The sequence below is a fragment of the Nocardioides alcanivorans genome (genome assembly GCF_021555175.1).
GTDB lineage: Bacteria > Actinomycetota > Actinomycetes > Propionibacteriales > Nocardioidaceae > Nocardioides > Nocardioides alcanivorans.
In genome coordinates this window covers 82,238-103,511 of the sequence record NZ_JAKGRW010000013.1, presented here as the reverse complement: position 1 = coordinate 103,511, position 21,274 = coordinate 82,238, and the positions used below count along the sequence as shown (strand labels likewise).

17 protein-coding genes, 1 tRNA gene and 5 pseudogenes are annotated in these 21,274 nt (G+C 68.6%); 13 read left to right on the top strand and 10 right to left on the bottom strand.

From position 1 onward, the window contains the following. Positions 1–11: 11 nt before the first annotated feature. Positions 12–245: pseudogene (locus L1066_RS08205) on the bottom strand (thiamine pyrophosphate-binding protein); the annotation flags it as partial. Positions 246–345: 100 nt separating this feature from the next. Beyond that, complete coding sequence (locus L1066_RS08200) at positions 346–1,230, bottom strand: DUF2785 domain-containing protein (RefSeq protein ID WP_235735881.1); 885 nt, start codon at positions 1,228–1,230, stop codon at positions 346–348. Positions 1,231–1,315: 85 nt separating this feature from the next. Here L1066_RS08200 and L1066_RS08195 point away from each other — a divergent pair, with 85 nt between their 5' ends. Continuing rightward, positions 1,316–2,788 (top strand): sensor histidine kinase, encoded by a 1,473-nt coding sequence (locus L1066_RS08195; RefSeq protein ID WP_235735880.1) that lies wholly within the window; start codon positions 1,316–1,318, stop codon positions 2,786–2,788. A 27-nt stretch (positions 2,789–2,815) separates the two neighbouring features. On the opposite strand, the gene L1066_RS08190 is transcribed toward L1066_RS08195, so the two are convergent. After that, the gene (locus L1066_RS08190) at positions 2,816–3,067 is read right to left on the bottom strand and encodes a WhiB family transcriptional regulator (protein WP_110208737.1); all 252 of its coding nucleotides are present in this window, start codon (positions 3,065–3,067) and stop codon (positions 2,816–2,818) included. A gap of 177 nt (positions 3,068–3,244) precedes the next feature. Between L1066_RS08190 and L1066_RS08185 the strand changes: the two genes are divergently transcribed. Continuing rightward, positions 3,245–3,631, top strand: a complete 387-nt coding sequence (locus L1066_RS08185) for a hypothetical protein (protein WP_235735879.1) — start codon at positions 3,245–3,247, stop codon at positions 3,629–3,631. 24 nt (positions 3,632–3,655) lie between these two features. Here the strand turns inward: L1066_RS08185 and L1066_RS08180 are convergent, their stop codons facing one another. The 3 genes from L1066_RS08180 to sodN form a co-directional block, all read right to left on the bottom strand. Then, positions 3,656–4,411 carry an RNA polymerase sigma factor SigF gene (locus L1066_RS08180; protein ID WP_235735878.1) on the bottom strand — a complete coding sequence of 252 codons (756 nt, stop codon included), beginning with the start codon at positions 4,409–4,411 and terminating at the stop codon, positions 3,656–3,658. Between the two features lie 44 nt (positions 4,412–4,455). Continuing rightward, a complete protein-coding gene (locus L1066_RS08175; RefSeq protein ID WP_235735877.1) occupies positions 4,456–4,830 on the bottom strand; it encodes an ATP-binding protein in 375 nt (124 codons plus the stop codon). A gap of 181 nt (positions 4,831–5,011) precedes the next feature. After that, a complete protein-coding gene (gene sodN / locus L1066_RS08170; protein ID WP_235735876.1) occupies positions 5,012–5,413 on the bottom strand; it encodes a superoxide dismutase, Ni in 402 nt (133 codons plus the stop codon). Between the two features lie 54 nt (positions 5,414–5,467). On the opposite strand from sodN, the gene L1066_RS08165 reads away from it, so the two are divergent. The 4 genes from L1066_RS08165 to L1066_RS08150 all read left to right on the top strand — a co-directional run bounded on the left by L1066_RS08165 (position 5,468) and on the right by L1066_RS08150 (position 8,828). Beyond that, positions 5,468–5,836, top strand: coding sequence for a S24/S26 family peptidase (locus tag L1066_RS08165; protein WP_235735875.1), 369 nt, complete (start codon positions 5,468–5,470; stop codon positions 5,834–5,836). A 112-nt stretch (positions 5,837–5,948) separates the two neighbouring features. Continuing rightward, entirely contained in the window at positions 5,949–7,142 is a 1,194-nt protein-coding gene (locus L1066_RS08160) for an NAD(P)-dependent malic enzyme (protein ID WP_235735874.1), read from the top strand. Between the two features lie 31 nt (positions 7,143–7,173). After that, on the top strand, positions 7,174–8,142 hold the full coding sequence (locus L1066_RS08155; RefSeq protein ID WP_235735873.1) for a zinc-binding dehydrogenase: 969 nt from the start codon (positions 7,174–7,176) through the stop codon (positions 8,140–8,142). After that, positions 8,139–8,828 carry an SDR family oxidoreductase gene (locus tag L1066_RS08150; RefSeq protein ID WP_235735872.1) on the top strand — a complete coding sequence of 230 codons (690 nt, stop codon included), beginning with the start codon at positions 8,139–8,141 and terminating at the stop codon, positions 8,826–8,828. Before L1066_RS08155 ends, L1066_RS08150 begins: the two co-directional genes overlap by 4 nt. Positions 8,829–8,923: 95 nt before the next feature. On the opposite strand, the gene L1066_RS08145 is transcribed toward L1066_RS08150, so the two are convergent. The 4 genes and pseudogenes from L1066_RS08145 to L1066_RS08120 form a co-directional block, all read right to left on the bottom strand. Further along, positions 8,924–9,100, bottom strand: a complete 177-nt coding sequence (locus L1066_RS08145; protein ID WP_192143457.1) for a DUF6104 family protein — start codon at positions 9,098–9,100, stop codon at positions 8,924–8,926. Positions 9,101–9,103: 3 nt separating this feature from the next. After that, positions 9,104–12,805, bottom strand: a pseudogene (locus L1066_RS29125) (multifunctional oxoglutarate decarboxylase/oxoglutarate dehydrogenase thiamine pyrophosphate-binding subunit/dihydrolipoyllysine-residue succinyltransferase subunit). Between the two features lie 224 nt (positions 12,806–13,029). Continuing rightward, a complete protein-coding gene (locus L1066_RS08125) occupies positions 13,030–14,484 on the bottom strand; it encodes a hypothetical protein (RefSeq protein WP_235735869.1) in 1,455 nt (484 codons plus the stop codon). 218 nt (positions 14,485–14,702) lie between these two features. Next, positions 14,703–14,775 (bottom strand) — tRNA-Arg (locus L1066_RS08120). A gap of 81 nt (positions 14,776–14,856) precedes the next feature. On the opposite strand from L1066_RS08120, the pseudogene L1066_RS26535 reads away from it, so the two are divergent. The 7 genes and pseudogenes from L1066_RS26535 to L1066_RS08090 form a co-directional block, all read left to right on the top strand. Further along, positions 14,857–15,336, top strand: a pseudogene (locus tag L1066_RS26535) (arginine--tRNA ligase); the annotation flags it as partial. Between the two features lie 197 nt (positions 15,337–15,533). Then, on the top strand, positions 15,534–16,535 hold the full coding sequence (gene argS, locus L1066_RS26530) for an arginine--tRNA ligase domain-containing protein (RefSeq protein ID WP_312007311.1): 1,002 nt from the start codon (positions 15,534–15,536) through the stop codon (positions 16,533–16,535). Positions 16,536–16,544: 9 nt separating this feature from the next. Beyond that, positions 16,545–17,962 (top strand): annotated as a pseudogene (lysA, locus tag L1066_RS08110) (diaminopimelate decarboxylase). After that, positions 17,959–19,277, top strand: a pseudogene (locus L1066_RS08105) (homoserine dehydrogenase). Before lysA ends, L1066_RS08105 begins: the two co-directional pseudogenes overlap by 4 nt. After that, entirely contained in the window at positions 19,277–20,341 is a 1,065-nt protein-coding gene (gene thrC, locus L1066_RS08100) for a threonine synthase (protein ID WP_235735868.1), read from the top strand. The pseudogene L1066_RS08105 and the gene thrC overlap by 1 nt, the downstream one beginning before the upstream one ends. A 1-nt stretch (position 20,342) precedes the next feature. Then, positions 20,343–20,594: a homoserine kinase gene (locus L1066_RS08095; protein WP_235735867.1), complete on the top strand. Its 252-nt coding sequence runs from the start codon at positions 20,343–20,345 to the stop codon at positions 20,592–20,594. A gap of 20 nt (positions 20,595–20,614) precedes the next feature. Then, positions 20,615–21,244, top strand: a complete 630-nt coding sequence (locus tag L1066_RS08090) for a homoserine kinase (protein WP_235735866.1) — start codon at positions 20,615–20,617, stop codon at positions 21,242–21,244. The last annotated feature ends 30 nt before the right edge of the window (positions 21,245–21,274 follow it).

Below are 21,274 nucleotides of genomic sequence, written 5' to 3'. Positions count from 1 at the left end.
CGGCCGCCCACGACGACCATCGGCGACCCGGCGAACTGCGCCTGTGCGATCGCGCTCACGCCGTTGGTGACACCGGGACCTGCGGTCAGCACCGCCAGTCCGGGGGTGCGGGTCAACTTGCCGGTGGCCTCGGCTGCGAAGGCGGCGGTCTGCTCGTGGCGGACGTCGACCAGGCGCATCGGCGGATCGGCCTTCACCGCTCCGTCGTACATCGGGAAGACGTGGGCCCCGGAGAGGGTGAACATGTGCTCCACGCCGTGCGCGCGGGCCACGGCGACGGCGTGCTCGCCGGCGTGCCCCGTCAGCGTGGACTCGGACGATGTGATGTCGATCATACGACTCACACTACGGGGAGTCGCAACCCCTCAGGGACAACGCTGGCGCGTCAGTGCCTGCGGGCAGCCAGGTGCGTCGGGTTGCTGAAGCGCAGGGCATCGACCAGCACGAGCAGTTGGTCGGCGCGGTCGCGCGGCCGTTTGTTGCCCACCGACAGCTGCAGGTGGAGCGAGCGCAGGAAGGCCTGGGGGAGCAGGGTGAGGGGATAGGGGTTGTCGTCCTCCAGCGCGGGCCTCGCGGCATCGGCGATGCGCTGGGCCCAAGGCTCGAACAGCTCCATCGGGACGACGTCGCGCTGCAGGATGCGCAGCGCTGCGGCAGCCAAGCGGTCGGCCTCGCCCGCCTCCAGCGAGAGGCCCGGGGGATCAGTACCCGCTCGCCGAGCACGTCCAGCAGCACGGTGAGCTCGGTGAGCTCGACATGGGTCGAGTCGGCGAGCGCCGAGATGGCGTCGGCGCCGTGAGCCAGCGCGTGGGCCCAGCCCTTGCCCTTCACGAAGCCACGGGTGTCGCGCTCGTCGAGGAGCCATGCCGCGATCCGGTCGCCCCAGGTGAGCACCCGGTCCGGGGTGAGGATGTTGGCGCGGTTGTCGCGTTCGAGGCACTCGGTGAGCACCAACGCGGAGAAACTGCGGCGGAAGACACTGTCGGTGCCCGCCTCGCCGACACCGGCGCGCAGGCCGGCCACCATGCCGTCGCCCAACCCCGGGAGGAGGTCGTCGTAGACGCCGCGGCTGATCCAGCCGGCCAGGACCTCATAGGCGGTGCGGTCACGGCGCAGCGGGTCGGTGCTGCCCAGCATCGCGGTGAGTTCCGCGGTGAGGTCGTCGAGGGGACGGTCGGGAGGAACCTCGAGCCCGCTGGCTCTCACCTGGTCCCAGTAGCCCGATGCCATACCCCCAGTTTGCCAGCATCCGGGGTCGGAAGCGAAAGCCCGATGCGCCAGCGCGGCCGCGGCCCTCCACTCCTATGCTGACTCCATGGCGAACCTGGACGACATCGTGGAGTCCCGCACGGATCTGGATGCCGACGACGTCGACTGGCTGCACCGGCTCACCGCCGACTGGCAGATCATCGCCGACCTCGCCTTCGCCGACCTCGTGCTCTGGCTGCCCGATCGAGATCGGTCCGGCTTCTGGGCCGCCGGCCAGATGCGTCCGACCACGGGGCCCACGGCGCTGCACGACGACGTGGTGGGCACGTTCGTCGCCTGGAACGAGGACCACATGCTCCGCCGCGCCTACGAGCACGGCCGTTCCGTGCGTGAAGGTGACCCGGAGTGGCGCTCCGACATCCCGGTGCGCGTCGAGACGATCCCGGTGCGCCGGGGCGAGCGCGTGATCGCTGTGGTGGCCCGCAACACCAACCTGCTCGGCGTACGCACGCCCAGCCAGCTGGAGCTGGCCTACCTCGAGGCCGCCTCCGAGCTCAACCGCATGATCGAACGGGGCGGTTTCCCGAGCACGGCGGCACGCAGTGCCCACGCCGACACCCCGCGGGTGGGTGACGGCTTCGTCCGCATCGATGCGGCGGGGCAGGTCAGCTATGCCTCGCCCAACGCGCAGAGCGTCTATCGCAAGCTCGGGCACACGGGGGACCTCAGTGGCCACGTGCTGGCCGATCTCACCCGTCAGCTGGTGCCCCCGAAGCTGCGTCCCGACGAGGAGACCCTCAGCGCGGTGCTGGGGGGACGTGCGCACCTCGACACCGAGATCGACGCCGACGGGGTCAGCCTCATCGCCCGCTCGATTCCGCTGCGGCCGACCGGCGACTACTCCGGCGCCCTCGTGCTGCTGCGCGACGTCACCGATCTCCGTCGTCGCGATCGTGAGCTGGTCACCAAGGACGCCACCATCCGCGAGATCCACCACCGGGTGAAGAACAACCTGCAGACGGTCGCCGCGCTGCTGCGCCTGCAGGCGCGGCGGATGAACAACCCCGATGCGCGGAGCGCGCTCGAAGAGGCCGTACGCCGCGTCGGTTCCATCGCGATCGTGCACGAGACCCTGAGCCAGGCCGTCGAGGAGAACGTCGACTTCGACGAGATCGTCGAACGGCTCGGCCACATGGTGACCGATGTGAGCACCGTGGGCGAGCAGGTGCGCGTTGAGCGGGTCGGCAACGTCGGCGTACTCCCGTCGGAGACCGCCACCGCGCTCGCCATGGTGATCACCGAGGTGCTGCAGAACGCCGTCGAGCACGGTTATGTCGACGGCGACAGTGGACGCATCCGCTTGGTCGCGGACCGACTCGTCGGTCGGTTGCACCTGGTGCTCGAGGACGACGGCTGCGGACTGCCGGACGGGTTCGACCTCGACAGCAGCACCAGTCTCGGGCTTTCGATCGTCAGGACGCTCGTCGAGTCGGAACTCGGCGGCCTCCTGACGATCGAGCCTGCCCACCCGCCGCTTGAGCACGGCACGCGGGTCTCGCTCGATCTTCCGGTGAACTAGGGACCTGGGGATCCCGGTGGGTGGGACTCAGGCGGTCCGCACGCGGGCGCGGGCGTTGCGGCGCTTCAATGCGCGGCGCTCGTCCTCGCCGAGACCGCCCCAGACACCGTGGTCCTGCCCCGCCTCGAGCGCCCAGGCGAGGCACTGCTCGCGTACGTCGCAGCGACGACACACCTGCTTGGCCTCCTCGATCTGGAGGATGGCCGGACCGGTGTTGCCGATCGGGAAGAACAGCTCCGGGTCCTCGTCGAGGCATGCGGAACGATGGCGCCAATCCATGGCCGGGGAACTCCCTCTGTAGCGGGTGTGGTGGTCCACGGAAGTGGACACGATCAAGAACGGGGTGGCGCGGGCAGACAGAATCACCGTCGCAGGCGCACGGACTAATCTCGCAAGATAACGGCCGGGAGACAACCCCTTCCGATGGTCACTTTCGTCACAGATAGCCTCTGACCCGTGAATCGTCCCGCAGTCGCCCCGCCCGCGCCACTGGTTGTCGCCCTCTCCCTCGCCGCGATCGAGGGCCTCCTGCTGGTCGGCTACGCCGTTCTCGAGCTGGTCAACACCGCGAGCGGCCGATGGGTGATGGGGCTGACCACGGCGGCCTGGTTCCTCCTCTGCGGGGTCGGGCTCATCGTCTGCGCCGTGGCGCTGCGCAACGGGTCGTCCTGGGCGCGCAGCCCCGTGGTGCTCACCCAGCTGATCGGCTTCGGCGTGGCCTGGAGCTTCCGGGGCGGCAACACCACGGCGGTCTCCGCGGCGCTCGTCACCGTCGGAGTGATCGTCCTGATCGGGTTGCTGCATCCGCAGAGCATCGACTACCTCTCCGACGAAGAGGCTTGAACCGGGGGCGCGTGGTCCCTGGTCTCAGCCCTGTTCCATCGCCTCGCGCAGGTGCGCGATCGTGCGGGTCAGCAGTCGCGAGACGTGCATCTGGCTGATGCCCACCTCGGTGGCGATCTGGGACTGCGTCATGTTCTTGAAGAACCGCAGCATGAGGATGTTCTTCTCCCGCGGAGGCAGCGCGGCCAGGAGCGGTTTGAGTGACTCCCTCAGCTCTACGTTCTCCAACCCGTCGTCCTGCACGCCCAACGTGTCGAGCATGGTGAGGGTGCCGTCGTCGGAGCTGTCGCCAGCGTCCAGGGAGAGCGTCGAATAGGCGTTGCCCGACTCGAGGCCGTCGACCACGTCCTCCACGGAGCAGCCGATCGCCTCGGCGAGCTCGCTCGCCGTGGGGGAACGGCCCAGGCTCTGGGTCAGTTCGGCCGTGGTGCCGCTGATCCGCATCCGGAGTTCCTGCAGGCGGCGGGGCACCCGGATCGCCCACCCCTTGTCACGGAAGTAGCGCTTGATCTCACCGATGATCGTCGGCGTCGCGTAGGTGGAGAACTCCACACCCCGCTCGGTGTCGAAGCGATCGACCGCCTTGATCAGGCCGATGGTGCCGACCTGGACGAGGTCTTCATAGGGCTCTCCGCGGTTGCGGAAGCGTCGGGCGCAGTGGTCCACCAGCGGCAGGTGGAGCTGGATGAGCTCGTGGCGTACCACCTCATGTCGGTGCTCCTGCTCGGCATCGCCGAGTTGGGCGAAGAGAGCTGCGCTGGCGGCCTTGACCGCTGCCAACGGGCTCTCCGGGGGCTTCCGGTCTCCTCAGTCATCAGGCCGCCTCAGGCCGAGGCCAGGGAGACGATGGTGAAGGTCACCGAGACGGCGTCCTCCGTCGTCTCGCCGCCGGCATCCACCGTGAGTGCGGACAACAACTGCCAGGCGAAGTCGTCCCGCGGCACCGGGGCGGGGTGGGCTGTCCGCGCACCGACCGTCACCGTGAGCCGGCCGGCCCCGAAGAAGAAGGCGGCGTCGAGGCTCCCGTCGGCCTCGGCCTGGTCGAGCACCAGGCTCGCAGCCTCGCTGACCGCCATCTTCAGGTCCTCGAGGTCATCGACGGTGAAGTCGAGCCGGGCGGCCAGGCTCACCGCCGTGGCGCGGAGGACGGAGACGTAGGCGGCCTCGGCAGGCAGGCGCAGCTCGGCATCGGGAGACATGCGCACCAACATAGCGACTCACGCCGTCGGGAAATGCACCAGCGGCGGTGGATGTCCGGTTGGACGTCCACCGCCGCTGGCGAGAAGCTCTAACGAGAGTGCCTGACTTCGTCAGCCGGGTTTCCCCGGTGGTTCGTCGCTGGCGCGCCGCACCACCCACTCCCAAGCTGGGCTGACTTCGTCAGCCCTTCTTGGTCGCCCAGAAGATCTCGGCGATCTCGTCGATCTTGGCGAGCAGCTGGTCGGCCACCTCTGCGTCGAGGGTGCCCTTGGTGCCGCCGGCACCGGCGAGCTTCGTGGCCTCGTTGATCAGCGTGTGGAGCTGCGGGTAGGCCTCGAAGTGCGGGGGCTTGAAGTAGTCGGTCCACAGCACCCAGAGGTGGTGCTTGACCAGCTCGGAGCGCTCTTCCTTGATCAGGACGGCGCGGGTGCGGAAGTCCGGGTCGTCGTTGTCGGCGACCTTGCCGATGAGGGCCTTGATGGATTCGGCCTCGATGCGGGCCTGAGCGGGGTCGTAGACACCGCAGGGAAGGTCGCAGTGGGCCTGGACCTCGAGCGTGGGGGCGAACAGACGCGCAAGCATGCTTGGCTTCCTCCTGAGGATGGGATCGGTGTTCTCGGTGCGACACTACTCCGTATGGGAGAACGCGTGCAGGGCGCCCGGCCGCGTCAGCGTTGGGGATTCGCGGTGGTGCGGGGCCGCTCGATGGAGCCGACCCTGCGCGCCGGCGAGCGTCTCCTGGTGCAGCACGGCGCCGAGGTCCACGCCGGTGAACTCGTCGTGGCACGGTTCATCGACGGGACAGTGGTCGTGAAGCGGGCCAGCGAGGCGCGGCGCACGCGTACCGGCGAGCCTGGGTGGTGGCTGCTCAGCGACAACCCGGCCGAGGGTGTCGACTCCCGGCACCGGGGCGTGGTGGCGAGCGCCGACGTACTGGCCGTGGTCCGGGGACGGATCTGGCCACCCGCGGTGTGGCCCAGGCGACCTCGACGTGGCTCGATGTGAAACAATGGAGGCTCGGGAAGACCCCCTTGGTTCCGCTCGTTCACCCACGCCAGACATGCGTGTTCTCGCGACGGGCCCCACGTCCACCCGCCCCGTGAACTGAAAGCGCCTGATGACCTCCACGTCCGAGCAAGCCACGACTCATCCCTTCGCCGGAGACCCGGTCTTCGACCTCCACCTCGGTGGCAAGATGCGGATCCGTTCGACCGTGGAGCTCGACAGCGCAGAGGTACTCAGCCTCGCCTACACCCCTGGTGTCGCCCGTGTGTGTGAGGCGATCGCGGAGGACCCGGAGAACACCCGTCACTACACCTGGGTGCCCAACACGGTCGCCGTGGTCACCGACGGTACGGCGGTGCTCGGCCTGGGTGACATCGGTGCGCCGGCCGCGATGCCGGTGATGGAGGGCAAGGCAGTCCTCTTCAAGCAGTTCGGCAACGTCGACGCCGTTCCGATCTGCCTCGACACCACCGACACCGACGAGATCATCGAGACCGTGGTCCGGCTGGCGCCGTCGTTCGGTGGCATCAACCTCGAGGACATCTCCGCCCCGCGCTGCTTCGAGATCGAGGAGCGCCTCAAGGAACGTCTCGACATCCCCGTCTTCCACGACGACCAGCACGGCACCGCAGTGGTGGCGCTGGCTGCGTTGAAGAACGCGCTCAAGCTCACCGAGCGTGACCCGGCCCTGACGCGCGTCGTCATCTCCGGTGCCGGCGCGGCGGGCGTGGCCGTCACCCGGATCCTCCTCGAGGCCGGCATCAAGGACATCGCGGTCACCGACCGGCAGGGTGTGCTCAACTCCGAGCGCTCCGACCTCACCCCTGTCAAGGCCGACCTGGCGCGCGACACCGCGGACAACTTCGGCCGCAAGGGGACGCTGGCCGACGTGATGGTGGGCGCCGACGTCTACATCGGAGTCTCCGGTGGCACCGTTCCGGAGGAGGTCGTGGCGACCATGGCCGACGACGCGATCATCTTCGGCCTCGCCAACCCGATGCCCGAAGTGCACCCCGACGTGGCCCACCGTCACGCCCGCGTGGTCGCCACGGGCCGTTCGGACTTCCCCAACCAGATCAACAACGTGCTCGCCTTCCCGGGGATCTTCCGCGGAGCCTTCGACGTGCACGCCACGGCGATCACCGAGGGCATGAAGCTGGCTGCGGCCGACGCGCTGGCCGACCTGGTCGGCGAGGCCCTGTGCGAGGAGCTGGTCATCCCGTCCCCGTTCGACCCGCGGGTCGGCGTCGCGGTGGCCACGGCTGTTGCCGAGGCTGCACGTCGAGATGGTGTCGCACGTCGCTGACCAGTCGACGTCCACCCGCTAACCTCGGCGTATGTTCGCTGTCTACGCCGATAAGTTCTCCACCGAAGACCCGCTGAGCGGCCTGGTCGTGGGCGAGCGCCCCGACCCGGTGGCGCCCCAGGGTTGGACCACCGTCACCGTCAAGGCCGCCTCTCTCAACCACCACGACCTCTGGTCGCTGCGCGGTGTCGGTCTGAAGCAGGAGTCGTTGCCGATGATTCTGGGCTGCGATGCAGCCGGGATCGACGCCGACGGCAACGAAGTGATCGTGCATGCGGTCATCAGCGATCCCAACTGGTCGGGTGACGAGACCCTCGATCCCACGCGGTCACTGCTCTCCGAGCGGCACCAGGGCACGTTCGCCGACCAGGTGACCGTGCCGCTGCGCAACGTGATCGCCAAGCCCGCGAGCCTCTCCTTCGAGGAGGCCGCCTGCCTGCCGACGGCGTGGCTGACTGCCTATCGGATGCTCTTCACCCAGGGCGGCCTCAAGGCCGGCGACTCCGTGCTCGTGCAGGGTGCGGGTGGCGGGGTGGCCACCGCTCTGATCACGCTCGCTCGTGCGGCCGGGCTCAAGGTCTTCGCCACGAGTCGTGACGAGGCGAAGCGAGCTCGGGCGTTGGAGATCGGCGCCCATGAGGTCTTCGAGTCCGGTGCCCGCCTTCCGATCAAGGTCGACGCCGTCATGGAGACGGTGGGGCGCGCCACATGGTCGCACTCGATCCGGTCGCTGCGCCCCGGTGGTGCCATCGTCATCTCCGGCACCACGTCGGGCCCGAACCTCGCCGACGCCGAGCTGACCCGGATCTTCTTCCTGCAACTGCGGGTCATCGGGTCCACGATGGGCACCCGCGCCGACCTGGCGGCTCTCACCCAGATGCTGGACGCCACCGGGACCCGCCCGCTCATCGACCGGGTGCTGCCGATGACGGAGGCGCGTTCCGGCTTCGAGGCGATGGCGCACGGTGACCTCTTCGGCAAGGTCGTCTTCACGCGGTGAGCCGTACGCACCTCATCACCGGGGCGGGTTCCGGGATCGGCCTCGCGCTGGCCCGGGCGCTACGCGAGCGTGGTGACACACTCGTGCTTCCGGTGCGCTCGCAGGAGCGCGTGGAGGAGCTGCGTGGAGAGTTCGCAGAGCCGGGGCTCGTGGTGCTCGACCTGGCACGCACGGACTCGCTGCCCGAAGCCATGCGACAGGCCCACCTCCCCGGCCGCATCGACACCCTCGTCCACGCGGCCGGGGTCGTCGAGCTGGCGAGGTTGGGCGACTCGGCGCCCGAGGCGATCAGGAGCCAGGTCGACGTCAACCTCGTCGCCCCTGCGCTGCTGACGAGGCACTGCCTACCGGCGCTGCGGCGTACCCGGGGAAGCGTCGTCTTCGTCAACTCCACCGCCGGGTCGGTGGCCAACGCCGCGTGGTCGGCGTACGCCGCCTCCAAGGCCGGCCTGCGAGCCCTGGCCGACTCCTTGCGCGCCGAGGAGGCCGAAGGGGGAATCAGGGTAACCACGGTCTTCCCCAGCCGTACGGCGACCCGTATGCAAGCCCGAGTGCACGAGCAGGAGGGACGCGACTACGACCCCGACCGATTCATGTCGGCGGAGTCGGTCGCGGCCACGATCCTGCACGTGCTGGACCTGCCCGAGGACGTCACCATCCCCGAGGTCACCCTCCGATCCCGCTAGGCCGGGGTCTCGACAGGCTCGACCAACGAGTACGCGGCTCGACCAACGAGTACGCGGCTCGACCAACGAGTAGGTCAGTCGGGATCGCAGGGTGATCAGTCGTCGGGGTCGTCCAGCCGGGCCAGCCACGTCGCCAACCGCTCGACGGCGGTCTCGAACTCCGGGTGGGTGTCGGTGAACTCCTGCAGCCGGTCGGCGACCCACGCCAGGGTGACCTCTTCGTCACCCCGGCGCTTCTCGAGCTCCTCGATGCCTCGGTCAGTGAAGTACATGACTCAGGCGAAGGCGGCGTCGATCAGGCCCTGCTGCTCCTCCTGGTGGCGCTTCGCAGTGCCGACCGCGGGGAGGAGGACGCCGGACGGCTGACCCGCTCGACGGTGATGTCGAGCTCCGGCCACACGTTGAGCGCGTAGTAGGGCCACGGGCCCATGTTGGCCGGCTCGTCCTGGACCCAACGGATGTGCTTGAGGTTGGGGTACTTCGCGATCTCCTCACGCAGCTGGTCGTCAGGCGACGGATAGAGACGCTCGATCCGGGCGACGGCGAAGCGCTCGCTGTTGTCCCGGCCGCCGCGGGCCTTCACCAGGTCCCAGGTGATGCGACCCGAGCAGAGCAGCAGGGTGTCGACCGCGGCCGGGTCCTCGACCGTGTCACCGATCAGGCCCTGGAACGATCCGCTGGTGAAGTCGTCGGGCTGCGAGGCGGCTTCCTTGCGCTTCAGCATCGACTTCGGCGTGAAGACCACCAGTGGGCGGTGCTCCTCGCCGAGCGAGTGGCGTCGCAGCAGGTGGAAGTACGACGCGGGCGTGGACGGCTGGGCCACGACGAAGGCATTCTCGGCACACATGGCCAAGAAGCGCTCGATACGGGCCGACGAGTGGTCGGGGCCCTGGCCCTCGTAGCCGTGGGGCAGCAGGAGCACGACCCCCGACTGCTGGCGCCACTTGGCCTCACCTGACGAGATGAACTCGTCGATCACCGTCTGTGCGCCGTTGACGAAGTCGCCGAACTGCGCCTCCCAGAGCACGAGCGCATCGGGACGGGCCACCGAGTAGCCGTACTCGAAGCCGAGCGCGGCGTACTCGGACAGCAGCGAGTCATAGATGTAGAAGCGGGCCTGGTCCTCGGTGAGGCTGGTCAGCGGCGTCCACTCATCGGCGTTGTGGCGGTCGATGATGGTCGCGAAGCGCTGCACGAAGGTGCCGCGACGCGAGTCCTGACCGGCCAGGCGGACCGGGCGACCCTCCATGAGGAGCGAACCGAACGCGAGGATCTCGCCGGTGCCCCAGTCGATCGGGCCGCCGGTGATCGCGTTGGCACGGCGCTGCAGCTGCGGCATCACCTTCGGGTGCACGGTGAAGCCCTCGGGCGGGGTCACGTAGGCGTCGGAGATGCGCTTCATGACCTCGGGGAGACCGCGGTGACGGCCTCGCCAGCGGGCTTCTCCGGGTAGTCCGGGACCGTGGTCCACTCCTCGGGCTGCGAGGTGGCTTCGCGGACCTCGGTGAAGACCCGCTCCAACTGCTGCTGGTAGTCGCGCAGCACCTGCTCGGCTTCTTCGATCGTGATGTCGCCACGACCGATGAGCGACTCGGTGTAGAGCTTGCGCACCGACCGCTTCTGCTCGATGAGGTCATACATCAACGGCTGGGTGTACGACGGGTCGTCACCCTCGTTGTGCCCGCGGCGGCGGTAGCAGACGAGGTCGATGACGACGTCCTTGTTGAAGGCCTGGCGGTATTCGTAGGCAAGGCGCGCGACCCGGATGCATGCCTCAGGGTCGTCGCCGTTGACGTGGAAGATCGGCGCCTGCACCATGCGTGCCACGTCGGTGGCGTAGAGGGAGGAGCGCGACGAACCGGGCGAGGTGGTGAAGCCGACCTGGTTGTTGACGACCAGGTGGATGGTGCCGCCGGTGCGGTAGCCCCGCAGCTGGGAGAGGTTGAGCGTCTCTGCCACCACGCCCTGGCCCGCGAATGCCGCGTCACCGTGCACCAGCAGCGGGAGCACGGGGAACTCGGCGCCCCGGTCGAGCACGTCCTGCTTGGCGCGGGCGATGCCCTCGAGAACCGGGTCGACGGCTTCGAGGTGCGACGGGTTGGCCGCGACGGACACCTTGATCTTGTCGCCGGAGCCTGCCACGAACTCGCCTTCGGCACCGAGGTGGTACTTCACGTCGCCCGAGCCCTGGACGGTGCGCGGGTCGATGTTGCCCTCGAACTCCCGGAAGATCTGGGAGTACTTCTTGCCGACGATGTTGGCCAGGACGTTGAGGCGACCGCGGTGGGCCATGCCGATGGTGACCTCGTCGAGCGAGGACTCGGCGGCTGCCTCACAGATCTCGTCGATCACCGGGATGGTGGTCTCGCCGCCTTCGAGGCTGAACCGCTTCTGGCCGACGAACTTCGTCTGCAGGAAGGTCTCGAAGGCCTCGGCCTGGTTGAGCTTCAGCAGGATCCGCAGCTGCTCCTCGCGAGGAGGCTTCACGTGCGGCTGCTCGACGCGCTCCTGGATCCACCGACGCTGTTCGGGATCCTGGATGTGCATGTACTCGATGCCGATGGTGCGGCAGTAGGAGTCGCGCAGGATGCCGAGGATGTCGCGCAGCTTCATGAAGCGGCGCCCCTCGCCACCGAAGGAGCCGGTCGCGAACTCACGGTCGAGATCCCACAGGGTGAGGGCGTGCGACTCGATCTCGAGGTCGGGGTGGCTGCGCTGGCGGTACTCCAGCGGGTCGGTGTCGGCCATGACGTGGCCGCGGACCCGGTAGGCGTGGATCAGCTCGAGGATGCGAGCCTGCTTGCTGATCTCGTCGTCGTGGTTGGTGGCGATGTCATTGCTCCACCGGATCGGCTCGTAGGGGATCCGCAACGACCGGAAGATGTCGTCGAAGAAGCCGTCCTTGCCGAGCAGCAGCTCGTGGATGCGCTTGAGGAACTCACCCGACTGAGCGCCCTGGATCACGCGGTGGTCGTAGGTGGAGGTCAAGGTCATGACCTTGCTGATGCCGTTGCGCGCGATCGCCTCCGCCGAGGCGCCCTGCCATTCGGCGGGGTACTCCATGGCGCCGACGCCGAGGATGGCTCCCTGGCCCTTCATCAGGCGCGGCACCGAGTGCACGGTGCCGATGCCGCCCGGGTTGGTCAGGGAGATGGAGGTGCCCTGGAAGTCGGCGACCGTGAGCTTGTTGTTGCGGGCCTTGACGACGATCTCTTCGTAGGCGGTCCAGAACTGCGCGAAGTCCATGTTGTCGGCGGCCTTGATCGAGGGCACCAGGAGCTGGCGGCTGCCGTCGGGCTTGGGCACGTCGATGGCCAGGCCGAGGTTGATGTGCGCAGGGGTGATCAGGTTGGGCTTGCCGTCGACGGTGTCGAAACCGACGTTCATCTCCGGCATGGCCTTGAGCGCCCGGACCATCGCATAGCCGATGAGGTGGGTGAAGCTCACCTTGCCGCCGCGGGCGCGGGCGAGGTGGTTGTTGATGACGGTGCGGTTGTCCCACAGCAGCTTCACCGGCACGGAACGCACCGAAGTGGCGGTGGGGACCGTCAGCGATGCCTCCATGTTGGTCGCCGTACGGGCCGGGGCGCCGCGCAGCACGGTGAAGGTGGGCTCGTCGGCAGCGGCGGACGGCTCGGGCTTCTTCGGGTCCCGGGGCTCGGGGAGGAGGTCCCCTTCGCCGGCTCGGCGGCCTTGCTCGCGGGCCGGGGCCGAGCCACGGGCGCGGGAGTCCCGGAGGACGTGGCCGGCGCTGCGGGGGCAGCCTTCACAGCCGGCTCGGGAGCGGCCTTCTTGGGAGCAGCAGGAGCGTCTGCAGTGCTGTTCTGCCCCACACCGCCCTTGTTGTCCGCGAAGTAGGCGCGCCACTCAGGGCTGAGCTTCGAGGGGTCACTTCGGTATTGCTCGAACATCTCATCGACGAGCCATTCGTTGGCTCCGAAATCAGTCTGGGAGTTGTTCTGAGAAGACTCAGCCACTGCTTGGTTCGCCTCTTCCGGGTGCAGCGTGTATGGGTGCGTGGTTACAAGCGTCAAGGCTAGTCCCCTCACGGGGGAAATGCCGAAGCCGGTCACCATTGTGGGCACGGTGTGTTGAGCGCCACGTGCCGGGGTCCTGAGGAATGGACCTCCGACGCACGGCAAGGGCGGCCCGAGTGTGCCTCGGACCGCCCTTGTCACCATGCGTTGTCAGCCGGTGGTCGTCACTTCACGACCCTGGCCTCGACGTCGCCGATCTTGATGTCGGCGCCCTTGCCGTCGAGCAGCTTGATCTGCACCGCGATCACGCCGACACCGTTCTTGGACTTGCGGACGACACCGGTCTTCACGCTCGCGATACCGAGCTGGGAGAGCAGCCCGTCGAGCCCGTTGATCACCGGGTTCAGCAGCTGGTGGAGGCTGATCCGGTTGCCACCGAGGTAGATGTCACCGAGGTTCACCTTCGTGTTGCGCTTCAGCTTGCCAGCCTTGTTGCGCTTGGCGATGGCCTTGCTGGTGATTGCGCTGACCACGAGTCCGTTCGGGCCGCCGAGTTCGACGCGGGCCGTGGTGGAGCGGGATCCGGCCTTGCCGGCCTTCTTCTTGCCGGGCTTGCCGAGCACGCCGGTGCTGACGCCGTCAACCTTGACGAAGCCCAGTCCCAGCAGGTCGACGCCGGCCACGGCCTCCTTGGTCCACTTGCCAGCGGTTCCGGTGCAGGGCAGCGGCTGGTGGGCGAGGCGCGCCGTCTGGAGCACACCGTCGAGCAGCTTGCCGTTGAGGCCGCTGGCGTAGCCGTTGAACTTGCCCTTCTCCAGACCCTTGACCACACGTGCGCGGGAGTGGCCGAGCTTGACGGTGATGTCGTCGTTGCTCTTCTTGCCGTCGGCGCCGTAGAGCCGCACCTCGAGCACCACTGCGTTCGACCAGGCCTGCTTCTTCTTCTTGATGCCGTAGGACTTGCCGAGGCGGATCTCGCCCAGGCCGGCGATCTTGAGGACGCCGTTGACGACCTGGTCGATCACGACACCCTTGACCACGCCGTCCAGCAGCAGGTCGATCAGCGTCTTCAGCGGGCTGTTGGTGTTGTTGAGCAGGTCGTCCAACGCCGGGATCCCGGTGTTGGCCTGGAGGTCGAGGATGTTGTAGCCGTGCTTGGTCTGGAACTGACCGTTCTTGTTGACCCATGCCCGGGCCTCGCTGGAGAGGCCGGTGAGCTTCAGGTTGAGCGGCCCGAGGCCGGCCAGCTTGACGTCGGCAACCTTGGAGGTGGCGATGGTGCCCGCCTTGGTGCCCTTCGGGAAGCCGGCCTGGACGGCCTTCTTGCCCTTGCGGGCCAGGGTCTGGGTGCGGACCACGCCCACATCGAGGAAGGTGCTGCCCGGGAGGACGTCGGCGCCCACGAGCGACGAGTTCATGGCCTTGTTCCTGGCGGTGCAGCCGACCCAGCTGTGCGAGGTCTTGTCGGAGCGGACCCCGAGCAGACCGGCCGTGATGAGCGTGCCGTAGGCGTTGCCGGACATGCCGTACTTGGCCTTGTTGGCCTTCTTCTTGGCGGCGACGACCTTCGCCGAGTCGTCAGGCGCGGCGTTGACCGTGGAGGCCATCGCCAGCGTTCCGGTCGATGCGACCGCGACGGCCGTGGTGGCGGCGAGTAGGCGCCGCACTGAAAGCTTCATTCTGTTCGTCTCCCCATGATTCAAGTCGGTCATACGTTGTTGACCAGGTCCCGAGGCTTGCTCCTTGTCACCGGTCCGCAGGGCTCAACGACGAGGAGGCGGGGACGCTACGGGTGATTGTCGCGGAGTTTGATGCTCTTTGTTGCCGCTTTCGCCACATCGTGGGAAGTGTCCGAAATGACGAACGGGCCCACACGTGATGTGGGCCCGAACTGGGGTGCCTCCGGCAGGATTCGAACCTGCGGCACCTGGTACCGGAAACCAGTGCTCTATCCCCTGAGCTACGGAGGCATGCACCAACCGGCGCGTTGCAAAACCCTACCGGGTGATACTCCCGCAAGGGAAACCGAGGGTCGCCATTAGGCTACGGGGGTGACTCCAGATCAACTCTCCGCCGCAGTCGTCGACGTCTTGACCTCCCTGGTCGACGACGGCGCCCTGTCCCTGCCCGACGGTGTGCCCACGGAAGTCACGATCGAGCGACCCCGACAGAAGGGTCACGGCGACTACGCCACCAACGTGGCGCTGCAGCTGGCCAAGAAGGCGGGCACCAACCCGCGCACGCTCGCCGACCTCGTCGCAGCGCGTCTTGCCGAGGTCTCGGGCATCTCGGGTGTCGAGGTCGCCGGCCCCGGCTTCCTCAACATCTCCGTCGCCGCCGGCGCCCAAGGGGTCGTCGCTGCGCGGATCGTCGAGGCCGGGGCGACGTACGGCCACGGCAACGTGTTGGACGGGCAGAAGATCAACCTCGAGTTCATCTCCGCCAACCCGACCGGCCCGCTGCACCTGGGCCACACCCGTTGGGCCGTGCTGGGCGACGCGATCGGCCGGGTGCTGTCGGCCGCGGGGGCTGAGGTCACCCGCGAGTTCTACATCAACGACCGCGGCGTGCAGATGAACAAGTTCGCCGCCTCGATCATCGCCGCTGCGCTCGGCCAGCCCACGCCGGAGGACGGCTACGCCGGCGGTTACATCAACGACCTCGCCACCCTGGTGGGGAGGCCGAGCCGGGGATCTTCGACCTGCCCGAGCCCGAACGCCTGCAGGCAGTGCGGCGGGTCGGCTACGACATCCAGCTCAAGCTCCAGCAGAAGTCCCTGGCCGACTTCAACACCCACTTCGACGTCTGGTTCTCCGAGGTCTCCCTGCACGAGGGCGGCGAGGTGCCCCAGACCCTGGCCCGGCTCAAGGAGCTCGGCCACGTCTTCGAGGAGGGCGGCGCGCTGTGGATGCGCACGACCGACTTCGGCGACGACAAGGACCGGGTGCTCATCAAGTCCGACGGCGAGCTGACCTACTTCGCCTCCGACACCGCCTACTACCTCAACAAGAGGGAGCGCGGCTTCGAGCACTGCATCTATCTCCTCGGCGCCGACCACCACGGCTACGTGGGCCGTCTCAAGGCGATGGCTGCCTGCGTGGGTGATGACCCGGACCAGACCCTCGACGTGATGATCGGCCAGCTGGTCAAGATCCTGCGCGACGGTCAGGAGCTGAAGCTCTCCAAGCGGGCAGGCACGCTCGTGACCCTGGAGGAGCTCGCCGAGGAGATCGGCGTCGACGCACTGCGCTACTCGCTCGGCCGCTATCCCGCGGACTCGCCGCTCGTGCTCGACGTCGCCGAGATCACCAAGGCGTCCAACGACAACCCGGTCTACTACGTGCAGTACGGCCACGCCCGGACCTGCCGGATGATGGAGAACGCCAAGGACCTGGGCATGCGTACTGCCGCCGAGGCGCTTGCCGACTTCGACCCGGCCCTGCTCGCGCACGAGCTCGAAGGGACGTTGCTGCGTGCCCTCGCCGAATACCCCCGGGTGGTCGCGAGTGCAGCGGAGCTGCGTGAACCGCACCGGATCGCTCGCTACCTCGAGGACACCACGTCCTCCTTCAACAAGTGGTACGACGCCAAGGAGTGCCGCATGCTGCCGCAGGGCGACGAGCCGGTGACTCCGGTCAACGAGGCGCGCCTCGTGCTGGTGGCGGCCGTACGCACGGTGCTGGCCAACGGACTCGACCTGCTCGGCGTCTCCGCGCCCGAGCGCATGTGAGGTAGGACGATGCGTGCACACGAGGCCGGGTGGGCCCATGCCCCCGGTGCCCTGCGCGGCCCGGCGTGGCTGCAGGTTCCTGACGACGTCAACGCCCTGGTGCCGGCTCTGTGGTCGTCAACTGCGCGCAAGGTCGACGGCGTGCTCGAGGTCGGGGAGTCTCCCTGGCCGATCTCGTCGCTGAGCACGGCAGCGCGGCCTATGTGCTCGACGAGGCCGACTTCCGTGCCCGGGCCGCGGGCTTCCGAGACGCCTTCGTCGACTTCGACGTCTACTACGCGGGCAAGTCGTTCCTGTGCACCACCGTCGCGCGGTGGGTGGCGGAGGAGGGGCTGTGCCTCGACGTCTGCTCCAACGGCGAGTTGACCGTCGCACTGCGCGCCGGCGTCGATCCGGCGAAGCTCGGCTACCACGGCAACAACAAGTCGACTCCCGAGCTCGCCCGTGCGATCGAGGTGGGCGTCGGCCGGGTCGTGCTCGACTCCTTCGACGAGATCGAGCGGCTGGCCACGCTGACGACCGGGCGCTCCGGCGACCCCGTCGGTGTGATGATCCGGGTGACTGCCGGCGTCGAGGCGCACACCCACGAGTTCATCGCCACCGCCCATGAGGACCAGAAGTTCGGCTTCTCCATCTCGTCGGGCGACGCGCTGGAGGCGGCCCGGCGGGTGCTGGAGCTCCCGGGCCTGCACCTGCTCGGACTGCACTCCCACATCGGCAGCCAGATCTTCGACACCTCCGGGTTCGAGGTCGCCGCCCGCCGAGTGTTGGCCCTGCACGCGAAGGTGCGCGAAGAGCTCGGCACCGAGATGCCCGAGATGGACCTCGGCGGCGGTTTCGGCATCGCCTACACGACGCAGGACGACCCCGCCGAGCCCAGCGCCCTGGCTGCGCAGCTCGGCGAGATCATCGAGCACGAGTGCCGCGCCCTCGGCGTGAGCCGCCCGAGGCTCTCCATCGAGCCGGGTCGTGCGATCGTCGGACCGTCGATGTGCACGGTCTACACGGTCGGCACGGTCAAGGAGGTCGCGCTCGACGGTGGCGCGCGGCGTACCTATGTCTCCGTCGACGGTGGCATGAGCGACAACGTGCGTACGGCGTTGTACGACGCCGACTACTCCTGCACGCTCGCCTCCCGTGCGTCCACGGCGCCGCCCGTGCTTGCCCGGATCGTGGGCAAGCACTGCGAGGCGGGCGACATCGTCGTCAAGGACGAGTTCCTGCCCGCCGACATCACTGCCGGCGACCTGGTCGCCGTTCCGGCCACCGGCGCCTACTGCCGGTCCCTGGCCTCCAACTACAACCACGCACTGCGTCCCCCGGTGGTCGCGGTCCGAGACGGCGTCGCCACGGTGATCGTTCGTCGCGAGACCGAAGATGATCTGCTGGCCACCGACGTGGGAGCACACGAGGGAGAGAGTCGATGAGTGACAAGTTGGCGCTGCGGGTCGCAGTGCTCGGATGTGGATCGGTCGGATCGCAGGTGGTCCGGCTGCTCACCGAGCAGGCGGACGACCTGGCCGCTCGGGCCGGCGCGCCGCTGGAGCTGGCGGGAGTGGCGGTTCGTCGCCTCGACGCGCCGCGTGAGGTCGAGGTCCCTGCCGACCTGCTGACGACCGACGCGCTCGGCCTGGTGACGCGTGACGACATCGATCTCGTCGTCGAGGTGATCGGCGGCATCGAACCTGCTCGCGAGTTGATCCTGGCCGCCCTCGAGGGCGGCGCCTCCGTGGTGAGTGCCAACAAGGCCCTGCTGGCCGAGGACGGGGCGACCCTCTTCGACGCGGCCGCCAAGGCCGGTGGGGAGCCGGACGTGACCTCTACTACGAGGCGGCCGTCGCCGGTGCCATCCCGATCCTGCGTCCACTGCGTGAGTCGCTCGCAGGTGACAAGGTCACCCGGGTGCTCGGCATCGTGAACGGCACCACCAACTTCATCCTCGACAAGATGCACACGACAGGCGCCGGCTTCGCCGATGCCCTGGAGGAGGCCCAGCAGCTGGGCTACGCGGAGGCCGATCCGACTGCCGACGTCGAGGGCTTCGACGCCGCCGCGAAGGCAGCCATCCTGGCGAGTCTGGCCTTCCACAGCCGGGTCACCGCCAACGACGTGCACCGCGAAGGCATCTCGGACGTGACCGCCGCTGACGTCGCCTCCGCACGTGACATGAACTGTGTCGTCAAGCTGCTGGCGATCTGCGAGGTGCGCGAAGGTCCCGAAGGGCCGGCCGTCGCGGCCCGGGTGCACCCCGCCATGATCCCCGACACCCACCCACTGGCCTCGGTGCGCGAGGCCTACAACGCGGTCTTCGTGGAGTCGGAGGCCGCCGGCCAGCTCATGTTCTACGGCCCCGGCGCCGGCGGTGCCCCGACCGCCTCCGCGGTGTTGGGTGACCTCGTCGCAGCCGCCCGCAACCGGATCTCCGAGACCCGTGGTGTGCCCGACTCCAGCTATGCAGGCCTCCCAGTGCTGCCGATGGGTGAGACCGTCACCCGCTACCACGTGGCGATCGACGTGGAGGACCGTGCCGGCGTGCTCGCCGCCGTGGCTGCGGCCTTCGCCGAGCACGGGGTCTCGATCCAGACCGTCCGTCAGGAGGGCCGGGGTGAGGACGCGCAGTTGGTCGTCGTCTCGCACCGGGCGACGGACGCCCAGCTGTCCGCAACGGTGGAACACCTGCGCGGGATGGACATCGTTCGCGACGTCACGTCGGTGATGCGCGTAGAAGGAGAGAACGACTGATGGCGCACCAATGGAGAGGCGTGATCGAGGAGTACCGGGAGCTCCTGGAGATTCCTGAGGGCACGCCCGCGGTCACCCTGGGGGAGGGCGGTACGCCGCTCATCGAGTCGCGTTGGCTCTCCGGGCTGACCGGTGGCCGGGTGTGGCTGAAGGTCGAGGGCAACAACCCGACCGGCTCCTTCAAGGACCGCGGCATGACCGCGGCGCTGTCGGTGGCCGTGCACGAGGGTGCAAAGGCTGTCGTGTGTGCTTCCACGGGCAACACCTCCGCCTCGATGGCGGCCTATGCCGCGAAGGCGGGCATCAAGGCGCTCGTGCTCGTTCCCGAAGGCAAGATCTCGGCTGGCAAGATGGCCCAGGCGATCATGCACGGTGCTCAGATCACCATGGTGCGCGGCAACTTCGACGACTGCCTGCGGATGTCGCGCGAGCTCGCCGAGAAGTACCCGGTGGCGTTGGTCAACTCGGTCAACCCGGTGCGGCTCGAGGGGCAGAAGACCGCCAGCTTCGAGATCGTGGACGCCCTCGGTGACGCTCCCGACTTCCACCTGCTGCCTGTCGGCAATGCCGGCAACATCTCGGCGTACTGGAAGGGCTACAAGGAGTACGCCGAGGCGGGGCGCTCGACGAAGCTCCCGGTCATGCGGGCCTTCCAGGCCGAGGGCGCCGCTCCGCTGGTGACCGGTGAGCCGTTCCCCGACCCGGAGACAAAGGCCACCGCCATCCGCATCGGCAACCCTGCCTCGTGGCAGTTGGCCGTCAACGCGGCCGACGAGTCCGGTGGTCGTTTCGCGTCCCTGAGCGATGACCAGATCCTCGCTGCGCAGGGTCAGCTCGCAGCCAACGACGGCGTCTTCGTCGAGCCTGCCTCGGCGGTCGGTGTCGCCGGCATGCTGCAGGAGCTGGAGCGCGGCGATTCCTACGCCGGCAAGACCGTGGTGATCACGGTGACCGGTCACGGCCTCAAGGACACCGTCACTGCCCTCGAGGGCTTCGGACCGCTCCAGGAGACGGTCATCGACGCCGACGTGGAAGAGGCCGCGGCCGCGGCCGGCCTGCGCTGAGATGACGGTCTTCGCGACCGGACCGGTGCAGGTACGGGTGCCCGCGACGTCCGCCAACCTCGGTCCCGGATTCGACACCCTCGGCCTGGCGCTGGACCTGCACGACGACCTGGCCGGTGAGGTCACCGACTCGGGTCTCGTCGTGGAGGTCTCCGGTGCGGGCGAGGGTGAGGTGCCGCTCGACGAACGGCACCTCGTCGTGCGCATGATGCGCGTCGCGTTCGAGGCGATGGGGGTGCAGCCCCGGGGCTGAAGCTGTCCTGCACCAACCGGGTGCCGCATGCGCGCGGTCTCGGCTCCTCGTCGGCGGCGATCGTCGGCGGCCTTGCCCTGGCACGGGCGCTCGTGGTCGACGGCACCGAGCGGCTCGACGACCAGACGATCCTGCAACTGGCCGCCACCGAGGAGGGGCACCCCGACAACGTGGCGCCGGCGATCTTCGGTGGCTTCGTGGTGGCCGGGCGGACGGGGGAGCGTTTCTTCTCCGTCGATGCTCCCGTGCATGCCGACCTGCGTGCCGTCGCGATGGTGCCGACGCAGCCGCTCGCGACCGAGGTCGCCAGGAGCCTGCTCCCGGAGGTCGTGCCGCACGCGGACGCCGCTGCCAACGCCGGTCGCGCCGCCCTGCTGGTGACGGCCATCGGCAGTCATCCCGAGCACCTGCTCACGGCAACCACCGACCTGCTCCACCAGGACTACCGGGAACCGGGCATGCCCGACTCGCTCGCCCTGATGCACGCGTTGCGATCGGCGGGCCACGCCGCGATCATCTCCGGCGCCGGGCCCACCGTGCTGACGCTGACGACCGACCGTGATGCGTCGTCGTTGCTCGGCTTCTGCCCCGTGGGGTGGGAGGCCCGGGAACTCGCCATCAACCGACGGGGCGTCCAGATCGTCGCCTGAGGGTCGGGTGCTAGCCTGACCCGCACATTG